General features: G+C 69.9%; 16 protein-coding genes. 3 read left to right on the forward strand and 13 right to left on the reverse strand.

Going from position 1 to position 15953, the window contains the following annotated elements:
* Positions 1–78 precede the first annotated feature (78 nt).
* Positions 79–483, reverse strand: coding sequence for an OsmC family protein (locus F1734_RS23910; protein ID WP_017680791.1), 405 nt, complete (start codon positions 481–483; stop codon positions 79–81).
* 142 nt (positions 484–625) lie between these two features.
* Between F1734_RS23910 and F1734_RS23915 the strand changes: the two genes are divergently transcribed.
* The gene (locus F1734_RS23915; RefSeq protein WP_010593650.1) at positions 626–1240 is read left to right on the forward strand and encodes a flavodoxin family protein; all 615 of its coding nucleotides are present in this window, start codon (positions 626–628) and stop codon (positions 1238–1240) included.
* Positions 1241–1313: 73 nt separating this feature from the next.
* Here the strand turns inward: F1734_RS23915 and F1734_RS23920 are convergent, their stop codons facing one another.
* The 11 genes from F1734_RS23920 to F1734_RS23970 all read right to left on the reverse strand — a co-directional run bounded on the left by F1734_RS23920 (position 1314) and on the right by F1734_RS23970 (position 13045).
* Positions 1314–2444 carry an ABC transporter ATP-binding protein gene (locus tag F1734_RS23920; protein WP_203011151.1) on the reverse strand — a complete coding sequence of 377 codons (1131 nt, stop codon included), beginning with the start codon at positions 2442–2444 and terminating at the stop codon, positions 1314–1316.
* A gap of 8 nt (positions 2445–2452) precedes the next feature.
* On the reverse strand, positions 2453–3760 hold the full coding sequence (locus F1734_RS23925) for an ABC transporter substrate-binding protein (RefSeq protein ID WP_010593652.1): 1308 nt from the start codon (positions 3758–3760) through the stop codon (positions 2453–2455).
* Between the two features lie 19 nt (positions 3761–3779).
* Positions 3780–4667: a carbohydrate ABC transporter permease gene (locus F1734_RS23930; RefSeq protein WP_040274788.1), complete on the reverse strand. Its 888-nt coding sequence runs from the start codon at positions 4665–4667 to the stop codon at positions 3780–3782.
* On the reverse strand, positions 4664–5722 hold the full coding sequence (locus F1734_RS23935) for a carbohydrate ABC transporter permease (protein ID WP_203011152.1): 1059 nt from the start codon (positions 5720–5722) through the stop codon (positions 4664–4666). The genes F1734_RS23930 and F1734_RS23935 overlap by 4 nt, the downstream gene beginning before the upstream one ends.
* A 112-nt stretch (positions 5723–5834) precedes the next feature.
* Positions 5835–6743 (reverse strand): L,D-transpeptidase, encoded by a 909-nt coding sequence (locus F1734_RS23940; RefSeq protein WP_010593655.1) that lies wholly within the window; start codon positions 6741–6743, stop codon positions 5835–5837.
* A 145-nt stretch (positions 6744–6888) separates the two neighbouring features.
* The gene (locus tag F1734_RS23945; protein WP_010593656.1) at positions 6889–8568 is read right to left on the reverse strand and encodes an FAD-dependent oxidoreductase; all 1680 of its coding nucleotides are present in this window, start codon (positions 8566–8568) and stop codon (positions 6889–6891) included.
* Positions 8569–8689: 121 nt separating this feature from the next.
* Positions 8690–8905 carry a dodecin gene (locus F1734_RS23950; protein ID WP_010593657.1) on the reverse strand — a complete coding sequence of 72 codons (216 nt, stop codon included), beginning with the start codon at positions 8903–8905 and terminating at the stop codon, positions 8690–8692.
* A 50-nt stretch (positions 8906–8955) separates the two neighbouring features.
* A complete protein-coding gene (locus F1734_RS23955) occupies positions 8956–10164 on the reverse strand; it encodes a serine hydrolase domain-containing protein (protein ID WP_010593658.1) in 1209 nt (402 codons plus the stop codon).
* 82 nt (positions 10165–10246) lie between these two features.
* Complete coding sequence (locus F1734_RS23960) at positions 10247–10774, reverse strand: DUF6764 family protein (RefSeq protein WP_010593659.1); 528 nt, start codon at positions 10772–10774, stop codon at positions 10247–10249.
* A 144-nt stretch (positions 10775–10918) separates the two neighbouring features.
* Entirely contained in the window at positions 10919–11944 is a 1026-nt protein-coding gene (locus F1734_RS23965; protein WP_040274821.1) for a DNA polymerase domain-containing protein, read from the reverse strand.
* Positions 11945–11977: 33 nt separating this feature from the next.
* Positions 11978–13045 (reverse strand): ATP-dependent DNA ligase, encoded by a 1068-nt coding sequence (locus F1734_RS23970; RefSeq protein WP_040274780.1) that lies wholly within the window; start codon positions 13043–13045, stop codon positions 11978–11980.
* Positions 13046–13144: 99 nt separating this feature from the next.
* Between F1734_RS23970 and lppU the strand changes: the two genes are divergently transcribed.
* Positions 13145–13753, forward strand: coding sequence for an LppU family putative lipoprotein (lppU, locus tag F1734_RS23975; RefSeq protein WP_059174301.1), 609 nt, complete (start codon positions 13145–13147; stop codon positions 13751–13753).
* 22 nt (positions 13754–13775) lie between these two features.
* Here lppU and corA read toward each other — a convergent pair whose 3' ends face one another.
* Positions 13776–14933 carry a magnesium/cobalt transporter CorA gene (gene corA / locus F1734_RS23980; protein WP_203011153.1) on the reverse strand — a complete coding sequence of 386 codons (1158 nt, stop codon included), beginning with the start codon at positions 14931–14933 and terminating at the stop codon, positions 13776–13778.
* A 324-nt stretch (positions 14934–15257) separates the two neighbouring features.
* On the opposite strand from corA, the gene F1734_RS23985 reads away from it, so the two are divergent.
* Positions 15258–15938: a 3'-5' exonuclease gene (locus F1734_RS23985; protein ID WP_029539975.1), complete on the forward strand. Its 681-nt coding sequence runs from the start codon at positions 15258–15260 to the stop codon at positions 15936–15938.
* The last annotated feature ends 15 nt before the right edge of the window (positions 15939–15953 follow it).

Consider the following 15953-nt stretch of genomic DNA (forward strand, 5'->3'; position numbering starts at 1 on the left):
CGCCGCGGAGCGGTAGCGCTCGACCGTCCGCTCCATCCGGACGGCGCGGTCACCGTGCGTTCCGGCTCGTGCTCGTCACTACGCGTGCGCGCCGGCGAGTCGCACCTGGACCGACTTGGCCATCGGACACCGTTCGACGGCCCGCAACGCGAGGGTTTCCCTGGCATCACGATCCTCGACACGAGGCAGCCGCACGTCGACCTCGGCGGAGAGATCGAACTCCTGGTTGCCCCGTGAAGTGAGTTCGACGCGGGCGTCCACGGCGCACTCCCCCAGGTCGTGATCGCCGGCCGACGCCGTCGCGATGAGGGTCTGGTACACGCACGCCGCCAATGCCGCCGCATACAGTTGCTCGGGCGTCACCGCGTCGAACCCGGCGGCGTTGTCCGGCGTCGTCACGCGCAGGTCCGGTGAATGCCCGTCGATGCGCACCGAGGTGTCCTCGGCCGTTGCGGTGTATCGATACGAATTCGGCTCTGTCATCAGGTGTTCCTCCGGTCCGCACTTCGCTCTGAGCGCCGGCGCCGCTCGCTACGGCACCGATGCGATCACCCGGGTGCCCGAACCGAGCCCGGGGAAACCCGCGGCCGGGGATTGACACCCACCGGACCGGGTAACCGCACCCATGACCACCCTTCGTGCCCTCGCCCTGAACTGCACACTCAAACCGTCCCCGGCGGAGTCCAGCACCGACCTGATGGTGTCGCATGTCCTGTCCGCGCTCGCCGGGCACGGCGTGACCACCGAATCGGTGCGCGTCGTCGACCACGACGTCCGTCCCGGTGTGGAGGCGGACATGGGTGACGGCGACGAGTGGCCGGGCCTGCTCGAACGCGTCGCCGCCGCCGACATCCTGATCGTCGCCACGCCGACCTGGGTGGGCCACATGTCCAGCGTCGCCCAGCGCGTGCTCGAACGCCTCGACGCGGAACTGTCGAGCACCGACGACGAGAACCGGCCACGCATGGTCGGGAAGGTCGCCGTCGCCGCGGTCGTGGGCAACGAGGACGGTGCGCACAAGATCGTCGCCGACCTGTTCCAGGGTCTCAACGACATCGGGTTCAGCATCCCGGCCCAGGGCTGCACCTACTGGAACGGGGAAGCGATGTCCGGCACGGATTTCAAGGACCTGTCCGAGGTTCCGGAACAGGTATCCACGACCACGCAGGCACTGGCACGGAACGCCGTCCATCTGAGCACCGTGCTGCGCGAACGGCAGTACCCGCCGTATCCGGGCTGAGCCCGCCCGCCGCATGCCGCCGGTTCGCCCGCATGCCGCCGGTTCGCCCGCATGCCGCCGGTTCGACCGAATGTCACACGCGTTCGATCGAATCGAACGTATGTGACATTCGGTCGCCGACACCGAGGCGAGCACCGGTCGTCGCGGAGAAGAAGTAGACCTCCCCCGGCTGCGGGAGCAGGTACACCTGCTCCCCCGGACCGATCGCAACTCGTCGATCCACCCGTACGACGACCTTGCCCGTCGCGCTCGACCAGTCGGCCGGCCCGGTCGCCGTCGCATGGACGAAGGCCTCCGCGCCGAGCTGCTCGACCAGGTCCACCGTCAGGGACAGCGTCCCGGACCGCCACGCGCCCACGGGGGTCCATGCCTCGGGCCGCACCCCGACGACGATCCGGTCGGCGCCGACGTCGGCCGGAACCGGCACTCGTAGGGCGCCGAGCACGGCCGCGCCGTCGCGGACGGGTGCGTCGAGCAGGTTCATGCCGGGCGAACCGACGAACCCGGCGACGAAGGTGTTGACGGGGTTGTCGTACAGGACGCGGGGTGCGGCGACCTGCTGCAGGCGACCGCCGTCGAGGACGGCCACCCGGTCCCCCATCGTCATGGCCTCCACCTGGTCGTGGGTGACGTACACGGTCGTCGTGCCGAGTCGCCGCTGCAGTCCGGCGATCTGCGAACGCGTGCTGACGCGCAGCTTCGCGTCGAGGTTGCTCAGCGGTTCGTCCATGCAGAACACCGCGGGCCGTCGCACGATCGCCCGGCCCATGGCCACGCGCTGTCGCTGCCCACCCGAGAGCTTGCCCGGTTTGCGGTCGAGCAGCGGCTCGAGTTCGAGCATCCGCGCGACGTCGAGCACCCGCGTCGTCCGTTCCACCCTGCCGACGCCGGCGTTGCGCAACGCGAAACCCATGTTCTCGGCCACGGTCATGTTCGGGTACAGCGCGTAGTTCTGGAACACCATCGCCACGTCGCGGGCCTTGGGCGGCAGTCCCGTCACGTCGGCCCCACCGATGTCGATGCGACCGTCGTCGACCGCCTCGAGGCCCGCGAGCATGCGCAGGCTCGTGGTCTTCCCGCAGCCCGACGGCCCGACCAGGACCAGGAACTCCCCGTCCGCGACATCGAGGTCGAGGCGGTCCACCGACGGCCGATCGGCACCGGGGTAGCAGTGGGTGACGGACCGGAAACGTATGCTTGCCAAGGCTTTCCCTACAGATTCGGGGTGATCTGACGGTCGATGATCTGCTGCAGCTGCCGCGCGACGTCGCCGAACGCCGTCGGCACGTCGGCCCCCTGCAGCGCGATCTGTTCGAGGCCGGTGCCGATGATCTGGTCGCCGCCGGGCACGAAGACGCGCGCGTAGTCCTGCGACCGGGTGCGCGCGAGCTGATCGACAGCGGTGCGGGCGTTGGGGTTCTGCTCGAGGAATGCTCTCATCCCGGGATCCTCGGTGGCGGACTTGCGCACCGGCATGTAGCCGATCTTCTGCGAGAAGTAGGCGGTGTTCTCCCCGTTGGTGACGAAGTCGACGAACTTCAGCGCGTTGCGCTTCCGCTCGTCGGAGATGTTCGCCGGAATCGCCAGTCCCGCACCGCCGGTGGGGCATCCCGGCGTCCCGTCGGGGGCGGGCAGGAACGCGGTGCCGAAGTCGAACGCGGCGTTCGCGGTGATGCCGGACAGATCGCCGGTCGAGGCGATGGTGGACGCGATGATCCCGGCGGAGAAGTCGTTGGCGATGTCCGTGGACACGCCCGCGTACCTCCCGGTGTGGATCATGTCCTTCAGGAACTGACCCGCGGCGATCGTCTCCGCGTCGCCGAAACGCAGCCGCCAGCCGTCGGAGTAGGCTCCGCCGAACGTCCAGATCGGTCCTTCGAACGTCCAGCCGAGGTAGTCCTTGGCGTTACCCCAGCCGTGTGCCAGCTTGCCGGACCCGACCACCCGCTGCAGTTCGGGACCCCACTCGGCGAACTCCTGCCAGGTGGCGGGTCCGCGGTCGGGAAGACCGGCCTGCCGCCAGACGTCCCGGTTGTAGTAGAACAGCGGCGTCGAGCGGGCGTAGGGCAGCGCGAAGTGACGGCCCTCGAAGAGGTAGTCGGCCAGCAGGGAATCGACGTAGTCCCCGGTGTCCACGCCGACCTCGGCGAAGAGGTCGTCGAGCGGGGTGATCGCGCCGGTCAGCGCGTAGTTGAACCACCACACGTCCGACAGGACGACGACGTCGGGCAGGTCGCCTCCGGACAGGGCCGCGTTGAACTTCTGCGACACCTCTTCGTAGTTCTTGCCGCCGTCGATCAGGTCGACCGTCAGGTCCGGGTACTTCGCCTCGAACCGGGCGATGAGCTCGCGCTCCACGTCCTGGGACTTGCCCGGGTGGTTGGACCAGAACTTGATGGTGTTCGCCGCGGATGCGGATTCCGAGGACCCGGACGACCCGGTGCCGGCGCACGCCGCCAGCGCGGCGCTCGCGGCGACGAGCCCGGTCAGTCCCAGAAATCCACGCCTGTCGATGTTCACGAAATTGCTCCTGGAGAGTTCAGCCCTTGACCGCACCGGAGGTGAGGCCCTTGATCATGTGACGTTGCAGCGCGAGGAAGATCACGAGGATCGGCAGCATGGCCAGCACCGTGCCGGCCATCACCGGCCCCCAGTTGGTGACGCCGTCGTTGTTCTGCAGCTGGGTCAGCCCGATCGGCAGCGGCGCCACGGACGCGTCGTCGGCCATGAGAAACGGCCACAGGTATTCGTTCCACTCGTTGACCACGGTGATGAGCGCGAACGCGACCAGGGTCGGTCCGGACACGGGTAGCACGACCCGCCACAGCAGGCGGACGTGCCCGGCCCCGTCCATCCGCGCCGCCTCGATGATCTCGGCGGGAATGGACAGAAAATGGTTGCGCAGCAGAAACGTTCCGAATGCCACACCTGCCAGCGGCACGATGATCCCCTGGAAGGTGTTGCGCCACCCCCATTCCGCCACCAGCGCGTAGTTGGAGATGACAGTGATCTGGTTCGGCACCATCAGCGCGGCGACGATACCGAGGAACACGAGGTTCTTGCCGGGGAAGCGCAGGAACACCAGACCGTAGGCGCTCAGGATGCCGAGGACGAACTTCACGCTCGACAGCACCGTGGTGATGATCAACGAGTTCCGCAGGAACGTGCCGAACGGCACCGAGGTGACTGCCTCCGTGTAGTTCCGGGGATGGAACACGGAGGGCCACCAGGTGACCGGCAGCGTGTAGATGTCGGGTCGCTGCTTGAACGAGGTCACCACGATCCAGTACAGCGGCAGCGCCACGACGAGCAGTGCCACGACCATCGCGGCGTAGGCGAGTACCCGGATCGTGCGCTCGCGACGCCGATACGGCTGCGCCGCTGCCGGTTCCGTGGTCGTGACCGGGCGCTCCAGGAGCGTCGTCATTCCGCACCCCCCGTCCGCTGGACCGACCGAATGTCACATGGCTTCGATGTGATCGAACGCGTGTCACATTCGGTCGCACGCCCACGCCCACGCCTACCCCCACGCGCGCGCCGGGGACGGCGGGCGGGGCGCGCAGTGTCGTCGCGGTCCATCAGGCGCACCTGGTAGACCGTGACGGCCAGCAGCACGAGGAACATGATCGTCGCGACGGTGGCACCGTAGCCGGCCCGGAAGTTCCGGAAGGACTCGTTGTAGACCTGGTAGACCATCGTGGTGGTGCCGGTACCGAGCGGCCCGCCCCGGGTCATCACGTTGATGATGTCGAAGACCTGGAAGGAGTTGAGCAGCACGGTGATCGACAGGAAGTACGTGGTGGGACGGAGCTGCGGCAGCAGGACGCGTCGAAAGACCGTCCACGACGAGGCGCCGTCGATCGCGGCGGCCTCGGACAGTTCGGGACGCAGGCCCTGCAGGGCCGCCAGATAGATGACGAACGTGTAGCCGAGGTTCTTCCACAGGTAGGTGAGGGTGACCATCACCAGCGCCCAGGCCGGATCCTGGTAGAAGTCCGGGGTGTTGAGCCCCAGCCTGCCCAGCAGGTCCTGGACGAGGCCGAAGTTGGGATCGAACACGAACTGGAACGCCACCCCCACCGCGGCACCGGAGATGACGAACGGAGCGAAGAGTGCGGACCGGACGAGGTTGCGGCCCAGCAGTTTCCGGTCCAGCAGCAGAGCCAGCGCCAGTCCGAGCAGCATGGAGCCCGCGACGGTCGCGACGGTGAAGACGACGGTGTTGCCGACGATCTGCCACGTGTCGGCACGGCCGAACCACTCGCGGTAGTTGCCCAGTCCGACGAACGTCGCGGTGGGGCTCGAGATGTTCCACTCGAAGAACGACAGTCGGATGTTGTCGACGAGCGGCCGGTACGTGAACAGGACCAGCAGCGCGAGATTCGGTCCGATCAGCGCGGCGAACAGCGCGTAGTCGCCCCACGGGCGTCCCCACGGACCCCGGTCGGTTCGGGGCAGTACTCTTTCCGGACTCGAGCGCACTGCGGCAGTGTGTCTGCCGCGGACGAACCGGAGGTTACGCCGGTCTGGCGCCGACGAGTACTCTCGTCACCGTCGAGGTACGAAGTGCTCGCCGGCGCCGGCCGTTGTCCGGCTAGAGGTTCCAGTCACCGAGGCCGTCCCAGCCGTTGAGGATGCCGCCCCCGGTGTTCTGCACGATCACCGGGTCACCCTTCCGGGCGTTCTCGAAGAACCAGCGGCCGTCCTCGGTGCTCACGTTCAGGCAACCGTGGCTGACGTTCGTGTTGCCCTGCGCCCACTCGGACCACGGCGCCGCGTGCACGAAGATGCCGCTGTTGGAGATGCGGGTCGCGTACTCGACGTAGGTGCGGTACCCCTCGGGCGAGTCCACCGGCACGCCGTACGTGGACGAGTCCATGTACATGTCACGGAACTTCTCGCCGACGATGTAGGTGCCGTTGGGCGTCTCGTAGCCCGGCTTGCCGAACGACGTCGGCATGGTCTTGACGACCTCACCGTTGCGGGTGACGGTGATGGTCTTGGTGGCGTCGTCCGCGACGGTGATCAGCGCGTCGCCGACGGTGTACGACGACTGCGTGCCCCCGGCGTTCACGGTGACCTGGGTGTGGGCGGGCCAGAACTCGTAGGGCCGCCAGCGCACCTGCCGGTCCGACGCCCAGTAGAAGTGCCCGTCGACGGGCGGGTCGGCCTGGACCTCGATGTGCCGCTCGGCGGCGGCGCGGTCGGTGATCGGCTCGTCGAAGCGGATGATGATCGGCTGCGCGACGCCCACCGTCTCACCGTTCGACGGGTTGATCGACGGTGCGGAGAACGGGGCGGGTTCCGGCGCCTGGCCGGGCAGCCGTTCGACGAGTTCCTGCACGCTCGGCAGTTCGGGTCCGCCGGGCCACAGGGGTACCGCGGCGGCGGGTCCGGTCATGGTGAGCGTGGCGGCGCCGACGCCCACCAGCGCGGTGACGACACGGCCGGACCAGCGTCCGGCGCGGCCGCGACTGTTCGGCCGACCCTTCTTCTCGAACATTCGACAACCCATCGTTCGTTCGTGCCGTCGCACCCACGTCCGCCCCGACAGCGACGACTTGGCGCACCCATTAGACACAGCACACCTGCGGGCGGGCAATTCGACCGCGCCCGTCCGGGTGGCCCGTCGGGAGCTCGACGCCAGGTCAGGACTCGATTCGGGAGGCAGCGAGGAGATCGTCGACAGCGACGAACTTCACGCGGGAGCGGCCCACAGCACCGCCCCGGGCGCGTTCCTGCTTGTCGATCTGCTGCCAGCCCCGGTAGTCCACATAGTCCGGCCGGCGCTCGGAGATCAGCGCCGCGAGCTTCTCCCGGTCGGCGACGGGGGCGACGAGGCGGCCGGCCACGAAGTCCTGGACCAGATGCTCGACGGTCTGCGCGGAGCACTGCTTGTTGGTGCCGATGACGCCGGTGGGCCCGCGCTTGATCCAGCCTGCGGTGTACACCCCGGGCAGGGGCTCGTTCGTTTCCGGGTCCACGACCCGGCCTTCCTCGTTGGGGAGGATGCCGCGCGTCTCGTCGAACGGCAGATCGGCGACGGGACGCCCCCGGTAGCCGACCGACCGCAGGACCAGGCCCGTGGGCAGGGTCTCGGTCTGCCCGGTGCGGTGCGCCTCGAGGCGGCCGTTGGTCTCGGCCAGTTCGGTGCGTTCGAGGGTGATCGAGTCGACCCGGCCGTCCCCGTTCAGCGCGACGGGTGCGGCGAGGAAGCGCAGCACGATCCGCTTGTTGTCCTCGGTCGGGGTCCGGCGGGCGAAGCCCTGGACCTGTTCGACCTTCAGTGCGATCCGTGGTTCGACGGCGGGGTCGTCGACGAGGGCCCGGCTGGCCGGGTCGAGTTCGGCGTCGGCCGGGTCGACGACGACGTCGACGCCCCGGAGCTGACCGAGGGCCAGCAGTTCCGGATTGGTGTAGGCGGCCTGGGCGGGTCCGCGCCGTCCCACGACGACGACCTCGCGGATGTTCGACGCGCGCAGGGCGGCGACGGCGTGATCGGCCATGTCGGTCTTCGCCAGCTCGTCCGGGTCGGCGACCAGTGCCCGCGCGACGTCGAGGGCGACGTTGCCGTTGCCGATGATCACCGCGCGTTCGCCGGACAGGTCGAAGGTGCGGTCGGCGTAGTCGGGGTGCCCGTTGTACCAGGCGACGAACTCGGTGGCGGCGTGCGAGCCGGGCAGGTCCTCGCCGGGCACGTCCAGGTGCCGGTCGGCGGCGGCACCGACGGCGTAGATCACGGCGTGGTGGTGCGCGAGCAGTTCCTCGTGGCTGATGTGGGTGCCCACCTCGACGTTGAACCAGCACTGGCTCTTCTTGTGGCCGAGGGCGCTGCGGAACAGCTCACCGACGGACTTGGTGCTCTGGTGGTCCGGGGCGACACCGGCGCGGACGAGTCCGTACGGGGTGGGCAGACGGTCGAAGATGTCGACCTCGACGCGGGACCGGCTGGTCAGCTCCAGCGCGGCGTAGCAGGCGGCCGGGCCCGAACCGACGATCGCGACCCGCAGGGAGCCGAGTTCGGCGGGGATCTTGGTGCGGTCGCGCTCCTCGGGCCAGTCCGGTCCGATCGGGTAGCGCCGGTAGTAGTCCTCGGCGATCTTCAGGTACGGCTCGTGCTCGGCGGGAAGCTCGTTGTCGGCGTAGATCGCGTCCACCGGGCATTCGTCCACGCACGCGCCGCAGTCGATGCAGGTGTCCGGGTCGATGTAGAGCATCTCGGTGGTGGCGAACGGCGCCTCGTCGGGCGTGGGGTGAATGCAGTTGACGGGGCAGACCTCGACGCACGAGGCATCGTTGCAACACGCCTGGGTGATCACGTAAACCACGGTGGATACCTGCCTGAAGTGCCGGGGGTTCGACGACCCCCCCAGACTATAACGTGTTCCAATTCCGGTCGAGATCCGGTTCGCTGCACCTGCTCTCCCGGCGTGTCCCCCGCGCCGGGGGTCAGCCGTCGCTCGGCTCGATACGGAAGCCGATCTTCACGGTCACCTGGAGGTGCGCGACGGCCCCGTCGTCGATGTGGCCCCTGACGTTCATCACCTCGAACCACTCGAGATGGCGCGTGGTCTCCGCCGCCCGCGCGACGGCCTGCTTGATCGCGTCGTCGACGCTGTCCGTCGACGACCCCACCACCTCGATCACCCGGTACACGTGGCTCACAGCTTCGCTCCCTCCGTATCGAACTGCTTCGAACACTCGTGGCCGTCCTCTCACGCGCGACGGGCGAGTTCACGCGCCACCGCACCCAGTCGCGCGAGCCGCAGATCGCCCAGCGCGATCGGGCCGCTGCCCAGTCGGTTCGTCGTGAACGCGAGCGACAGGCCGGTGTCGAGGTCGGCGAAGGCGCCCGAACCGCCGACCCCGTAGTGGCCGAGCGCCCCGCGCGGCCGTTCCCGGCTGACGAACACCGGCTGGTGGTAGCCGAGGCGCCACGCCATCGGGACGCCGAGCACGTAGTCGCGCCCGCGTACCCGGACCTCGTTCATGGCCTCGACGGTCTCCGGCTTCAGGAACTGCACTCCGTCGATCGTGCCGCCCGCGGCGATCGCCCCGTACATCCGTGCCAGCGCCCGCGCCGAGAACACTCCGTTCCACCCGGGCATCACCGCGTCGTGCACCGACGGATCACGCACCAGCTCGTCGAACTCCTCCGGCATCGCAGCCTCCGCGAGACCGCGGGTGAGGCTCACCCGCGACAGCACCGAAGCGGTCATCCCCCAGTGCAGTCCGGCGGGATTGATCCGCGGGAACAGCTTGGCGATGCGGTGCCGCTGGTCCTCCGGAACCCGGAACCAGAATTCGGGGGTGCCCAGGGGTTCGGCGATCTCCTGCCGGACGACGTCGACGAACGGCAGCCCGGTCACCCGCTGCACGATCTCCGCGACGAGCCAGCCGTAGGTCACCGCGTGGTACCCCGGTCCGCTCAGCCGCCGAGAATCGGGCGGCGCCGCCGCCAGCGCACGAACCGTCGCGTCGTAGTCGACGATGCCCATCCGGCCGGGCCGCAGGTTGCGCACCCGGTGCAGTCCGGCCCGGTGGGTGAGGACGTCCGCGACGGTGACGTGCTCCTTACCGGCCGCCGCGAATTCCGGCCAGTACCGGGCGACCGGCGCGAAGTAGTCGATCAGGCCGCGGTCTGCGAGGCGGTGCACCACGGTCGACGCCACGCCCTTGCCGGTGGAGAAGGACAGCGACACCGTGTCGCGGTTCCACCGCCGGTCGCGGGTGGCCCAGCCCGCCCAGATGTCGAGTACCTTCTCGCCGTCCAGGTAGGCGGCGAGGGCACCGCCGCCGTGCCGGGGCAGCCGGTACAGGTCGAAGAAGCGATCCGCGAGCGGCAGGAATCGCCGGTCGACGTGCATCTCGGTCGGCGGCGGGTCCTGGACCGCCGCCGCGCCCCGCACCGGTCGGGCTGTCATCCGTGATACCTCCCAGTCGACTTCGTGCCGCCAGGCTACGTCGCAGCGTCCGTTCCCGAACGGGTTTTGCCGAAGGGTCCCGTCAGGGGGCGACGTACCGGAACGTCCCCAGCACGACGCAGCCCCGTCCCGTGGTGAGGTTGACCGCGGTCGCGGCGGACCCTTCACACAGCACCGGATCGCGCAGGTCACCGATGAACGCCTGGGACTGCGGGCCGGCCACGACGAGCGCGGCCGCGGGCTCCTCGACGATCCCCAGTGCCAGGGCGTTCTCGCCGTAGCCGACGGCGGCGAGAGGACCTCCCGCAGCTTCGCCCGCCCCGACACCCCCAGCCAGTCCGGCCGCGAGCACGCGCGCCCCGGTGCGGGCGTCGGCGAAGCCGACTCCGCCGTCGCCGTAGCCCCACGCGCCGCTCGGCGCATCCGCGACCGCACCGCACGCGGTCCGCCCGTCGAGCTGGGTGACCGAGGTCGCCGAACCCGGGGGCGCCGCGCACGTCACCGCCTGGGCGGGCGGTGCCGCGACGAGTGCGGCCGCGACACCCGCGACCACCACCGCACCACCGCCGAGCACCCGAACCGACTTCCGTGCATCCGCTACCACCGACACGGTGACTGCCTCCTCCGGCCTCGTCCCCCGCAAACCGAATCCCCTCAGGGGAGTCTACGGAGACGCGCACCGGTTCACCGGGTGGGCGGGCATCGATGCGGTCACGGGACGTCACCGCTCCGGTGACTACGCCCAGCGGAATGCCTAACCGGGCCGCTTGCGATCCGTGTCGCGCGACGGCTGCACCCGTTTCGGCTCGCCCGGCATCTTCGGGTGGGTGGGCGGGTAGGGCAGGTCGCCGAGGCCTGCGGCGGCGTCCCGCTCGGCCATCTCGAGCAGCACGTCGAGCGTCTGCGCGGTCTCGTCCATCGCGGCCATCGGGTCACCGCGGCGTTCGAGCAGCCCCGGCACGGTCGCGATCGTGAAATCGTCCGGGTCGGCGTCGGCGAGTTCGTCCCACGTCAGGGGTGTCGACACCGTCGCGATCGGGGTGCGCCGCACCGAGTAGGCCGATGCGATCGTCTTGTCCCGGGCGTTCTGGTTGAAGTCGAGGAAGATGCGCTGCCCACGCTCCTCCTTCCACCACGCGGTGGTGGCCCGTCCGCCGCTGCGACGTTCCACCTCCCGCATCAGGGCGATCCCGGCGCGGCGCACACCGACGAAGTCCCATTCCGGGACGATGCGCACGTACACGTGCAGGCCGCGGCCCCCCGACGTCTTCGGGAACCCGACCAGACCCAGTTCGTCGAGCAGCGGCCGCAGCACCTCGAGGGCGACCGCTCGGGCGTCGTCGAAGGCGGTCCCCGGCTGCGGGTCCAGATCGATGCGCAACTCGTCGGGGCGGTCGACGTCCCCGCAGCGCACCGCCCACGGATGGAACGTCACGGTGCCCAGGTTCGCCGCCCACACGACGTCCGCGGCGGCGCGCACCCGCAGCACGTCGGCGGTGCGGCCGGACGGGAACGTGACCTCGCATGTCGCGATGTGGTCGGGCCGGCGGGCAGGTACCCGCTTCTGGTAGATCTCCTCGCCCTCGATCCCGTCCGGGAACCGCTGCAGGTGCGTGGGCCGTTCCCGCAGCGCCTGCAGCAGCGGCGCCGAGCCGGCCGTCGCGACGGTCCGGTAGTACTCGACGAGGCGGCGCTTGCTGCCGGCCTCACCGAGGCGGGGGAAGTAGACCTTGTCGGGGTTGGACAGGCGGACGGGCACACCGCCGACGTCCAGTTCCATCGCGGGAGAGCGCTTCGCGTCGGGCACCGCAGGTCACACTCCTGTCCGGTCGAGGACGTCGGCGAGGTCGTACCGCACCGGCACGTCCAACTGCTCGAAGGTGCAGCTGCGCGGATCGCGGTCGGGCCGCCACCGCAGGAACCGGGCCGCGTGCCGGAACCGCAGGCCGGCCTCCGGGTTGCCCTCCATCTGGTCGTAGGCCACCTCCAGGACCCGCTCGGGCCGCAGCGGTATCCATCGGCGGTCCGCGGCCGTCCGCCACCGGCTCGGCTCGCCCTCGGCGACGACGTCGGCACCGACCCGCAGCGGCGCGAGGTCGGCGAGCAACTCCTGGCGCTGCTCGACGGTGAACGCCGACGCGCCCCCGACCATCACCGGTTCGTCCCCGCCGTCGTACAGCCCCAGCAGCAGGGACCCGACCCCGTCGATGCTCTTGTGCGGGCGGTAGCCGATGAGCACACAGTCGGCGGTGCGGGCATGCTTGACCTTGCGCATCTCCCGCTTGTCCGGCACGTAGGGTCCGTCGAGACGCTTGGCGACGACCCCGTCGAGGCCGGCGCCCTCGAACTCGGCGAACCATCGGCCGGCGATCTGCGCGTCGAGGGTCGCGGCGGTGACATGGCAGCTCGGGCCGCCCCCGACCGCCGCCCGCAGCCGCTCCCGGCGCCGCGCGAACGGCGTCTCCATCAGGTTCTCGTCGCCGAGGGCGAGCAGATCGAAGCCGACGAACTGCGCGGGGGTCTGTTCGGCGAGCAGCGCGATGCGGCTCGCCGCCGGGTGGATACGCTCCGACAGGGCCTGCCAGTCGAGCCGACTGCGGCCGTCGTGCGGGCGCGGCACCACGATCTCCCCGTCGACCACGCACCGGGCGGGCAGCTCCGCCCGCACCGCGGCGGTCAGTTCCGGGAAGTAGCGCACCAGGTCCTTCCCGCCCCGCGAGCTCAGCACCACCTCGTCGCCGTCGCGGAACACGACAGCCCGGAAGCCGTCCCACTTCGGCTCGTACGACCACTCGGGGTCGCCGTCGGCAGGCTGGGCCGGAACCTCGGGCACGGCCTTGGCGAGCATCGGTGCGATCGGCGGTTCGACTGGCAGCTGCACCGGCTCATGGTCGCACCCGGGGCCGACACGTGCCCGCCGGATCTGTGAGAAATCGCCCTACGGTTCCCGCCCGAGGCGGACATTCCGTACTCTCCCCCCATGAACTTCATTCGACGGGTGAGCGGCACCGTCGTCGCGGTGGCTGCGGCGGCTCTGGTGCTCGGCGCGTGCGGATCGGACGTCGAGCCCCGGGCGGTGCCCGAGCCCGGGTCCGAGACCACGTCGGCGAGCGCATCGGATACCCGGACGACCACCGGCCGTCCGACCACCACCACGGCACCGACGTCCCCCGGCTCCTCCGGTCTGGACATCGACGTCGAGATCGGTGACTGCGTGCGCCTCGGTGGCACCGTCGACGACGCGACCATCGAGAATGCGACCTGCGGCAGCATGGACTCGAACTACAAGGTGATCGACATCGTCGAGACGAGCGATCAGTGCGTCTCGGACGCCGACCAGACCTACTACGAGTCCTCCGCCGGGGTCGAGGTGGGTGCCCTGTGCCTCGACGTCGACTGGGTGGTCGACAGTTGCATGGACATCTCCGGTGAGGACCCGCAGCGCGTCGACTGCGCCGCACCCGGCCCCGAAACGGAGAAGGTCACCGAGATCCTGCAGAACACCGACAACGTGAACGACTGCTCCGTCTCCGAGGGTGGATTCGTCTACAGCGAGCGTCGTTTCGTGGTCTGCACCGACACGCTCTGAGGCCGCCGTCCGCCGCGGCCGGCTACAGCCAGCCGCGGCGGCGGAAGATCGCGTAGAGACCCGCGCACGTCATGACCATCATCAGCAGGGCCATGGGATAGCCTGCGGCCCAATGCAATTCCGGCATGGTGTCGAAGTTCATCCCGTAGACCGTGCCGATCAGCGTGGGCGCGAACAGAATTGCCGCCCACGCCGAGATACGCTTGATCTCCTCGTTCTGCTCGATGCTCGCCCGGCTGAGATTGCGCATCTCCTCGTTCTGCATCTGCGACACCAGTGTCGCGTTGACCGTAAGGATGTTGCCGAGCAACTGCCGGAAGCTGTCGACCTGCTCGACGACCGTCGTCGCGTGGTCGGTGACGTCCCGCAGGTAGCGCTGCAGTTCGTCGTCGGTACGGTACTTGGCGAATCCCGACGACAGACCGGACAGCACCGTGAGCAGCGGCTTGGCCGCCCGCTGGAACTCGATGACCTCGCGGGAGAGCTCGTAGATGCGGCGCGAGACCCGGGGATCCCCGCTGAACACCTCGGTCTCGATCTCGTCGATGTCGTTCTGCAGGCCCGCGACGACCGGCGCGTACCCGTCGACGACGGCGTCGAGGATCGCGTAGAGCACCGCCTCGGGGCCCAGCCGCAGCAGCTCGGGCTCGCTCTCCATCCGGTCCCGCACCGCCGACAGGTCGGGCGATTCGCTGTGCCGGACCGTCAGCACGAACGTCGGTCCGACGAAGACGTGCACCTCACCGAAGTCGACCCGCTCGGATTCGTCGACGTAGCGGGCAGCGCGCAGCACGACGAACAGGGTGTCGCCGTAGCGCTCGAGCTTCGGGCGCTGGTGGGCGGCGATGGCATCCTCGACGGCCAGTTCGTGCAGTCCGAATTGCTCTGCGGCGGCATGGAGTTGCGCGTCGGTGGGCCGGTACATCCCGATCCAGGCCATCGAACCGGGCTCGGGCAGGCAATCGAGGGCCTGCGCGAGTGTCGCCGGCGACGCGACGCGGCGGCCGTCCCGGTAGACCGCGCTGTCGACGATGCTGTTCTCCGCCCGCGCCGCACCGTCCCGGCCGGGGCTCTGCGCGGCGGCAGGATTCAGGGACGCGCCGAAACCGGCGGACGGGTCGGTGGTCGCCGGGGCGGAGCGACGCGGCAGCAGGGCACGGACGGAACGGTTGGGCAGCATGTCGGCACGGCCTTTCGGAGGCACGGAGGGCGACGGCGAGGGTGGTCGCCGTGGGACGCACACGCGACGGCAACCGTCGCGCACCGACAGGGCGCGTACGGGCTGCCGTCAGCTGGTACTCGGAGGTCGACTGCGCATCGCGAGTCCCACCTCCTCCACATCACCCGGAACCGTGCCGGGGGCCTGACGAACCCCCAGCAGCGTACGCCTTCGTGCCGTGCGGAGCCAGCCGGTCCCGTGCACGGCGTCGCGCCGCGCGCGGTGTCGGTGGCTGCGGCCACAATCGCCGTGACCGACCCGACCGACCGACGACAGGACCCCCCGATGACGCACTGGCCCGATCGACCGATCTGCGCGTTCGACCTCGAGACCACCGACCGCGATCCGCGGGTCGCGCGCATCGTGACTGCGTCCGTCGTCGTCCTCGACGGCGACACCGTCTCGTCGCGGACGTGGCTGCTCGATCCGGGCATCGAGATCTCGGAGGAGACGGCGGCGATCCACGGCGTGACCACGGAGCGGGCGCGCGCCGAGGGCCTCGAGTACACGGCCGGCTACACCCAGATCCGCGAGGCGCTGTGCGAGGCGTGGGTCCGCGATCACATCGTCGTGGCGTTCAACGCCAGTTACGACCTCACGGTGGTCGACGCCGAGGGCCGCCGGCTGGGCCTGCCGGGACTCGAGACGGGCCTGGTGTTCGACCCGTACGTCGTCGACCGCGAGATGGACCGCGACCGCGAGGGCAGCCGCACCCTGCAGGCGGTCTGCGATGCGTACGGCATCGCGCTGACCGCCGCGCATCAGGCCGAGGCGGACGCCCTCGCGGCGGGGCAACTGGCGCGGGCGCTGTGCACCCGCTTCCCGCAGCTCGCCGACCTGGACATCATGACGGACCAGGCGGCCTGGCACGCGGAGCGGCAACGCACGTTCGCCGAGTATCTCGCGGGTCTCGGGCGCGACGTGTCGGATGTGGACCCGCAGTGGCCCATTCGCGGTATCGCTTGAGAGCTGTTGCCGCGC

This window comes from Rhodococcus ruber (genome assembly GCF_016804345.1).
Classification (GTDB): Bacteria; Actinomycetota; Actinomycetes; order Mycobacteriales; family Mycobacteriaceae; genus Rhodococcus; species Rhodococcus ruber.

Coding starts and splice junctions, on each gene's coding strand:
- F1734_RS23930 (WP_040274788.1), bottom strand. CDS start 4,667: ATGACGACGCTCCTGGAGCGCCCGGTCACGACCACGGAACCGGCAGCG.
- F1734_RS23985 (WP_029539975.1), top strand. CDS start 15,258: ATGACGCACTGGCCCGATCGACCGATCTGCGCGTTCGACCTCGAGACC.
- F1734_RS23910 (WP_017680791.1), bottom strand. CDS start 483: ATGACAGAGCCGAATTCGTATCGATACACCGCAACGGCCGAGGACACC.
- lppU (WP_059174301.1), top strand. CDS start 13,145: ATGAACTTCATTCGACGGGTGAGCGGCACCGTCGTCGCGGTGGCTGCG.
- F1734_RS23915 (WP_010593650.1), top strand. CDS start 626: ATGACCACCCTTCGTGCCCTCGCCCTGAACTGCACACTCAAACCGTCC.
- F1734_RS23940 (WP_010593655.1), bottom strand. CDS start 6,743: ATGTTCGAGAAGAAGGGTCGGCCGAACAGTCGCGGCCGCGCCGGACGC.
- F1734_RS23955 (WP_010593658.1), bottom strand. CDS start 10,164: ATGACAGCCCGACCGGTGCGGGGCGCGGCGGCGGTCCAGGACCCGCCG.
- F1734_RS23965 (WP_040274821.1), bottom strand. CDS start 11,944: ATGGAACTGGACGTCGGCGGTGTGCCCGTCCGCCTGTCCAACCCCGAC.
- corA (WP_203011153.1), bottom strand. CDS start 14,933: ATGCTGCCCAACCGTTCCGTCCGTGCCCTGCTGCCGCGTCGCTCCGCC.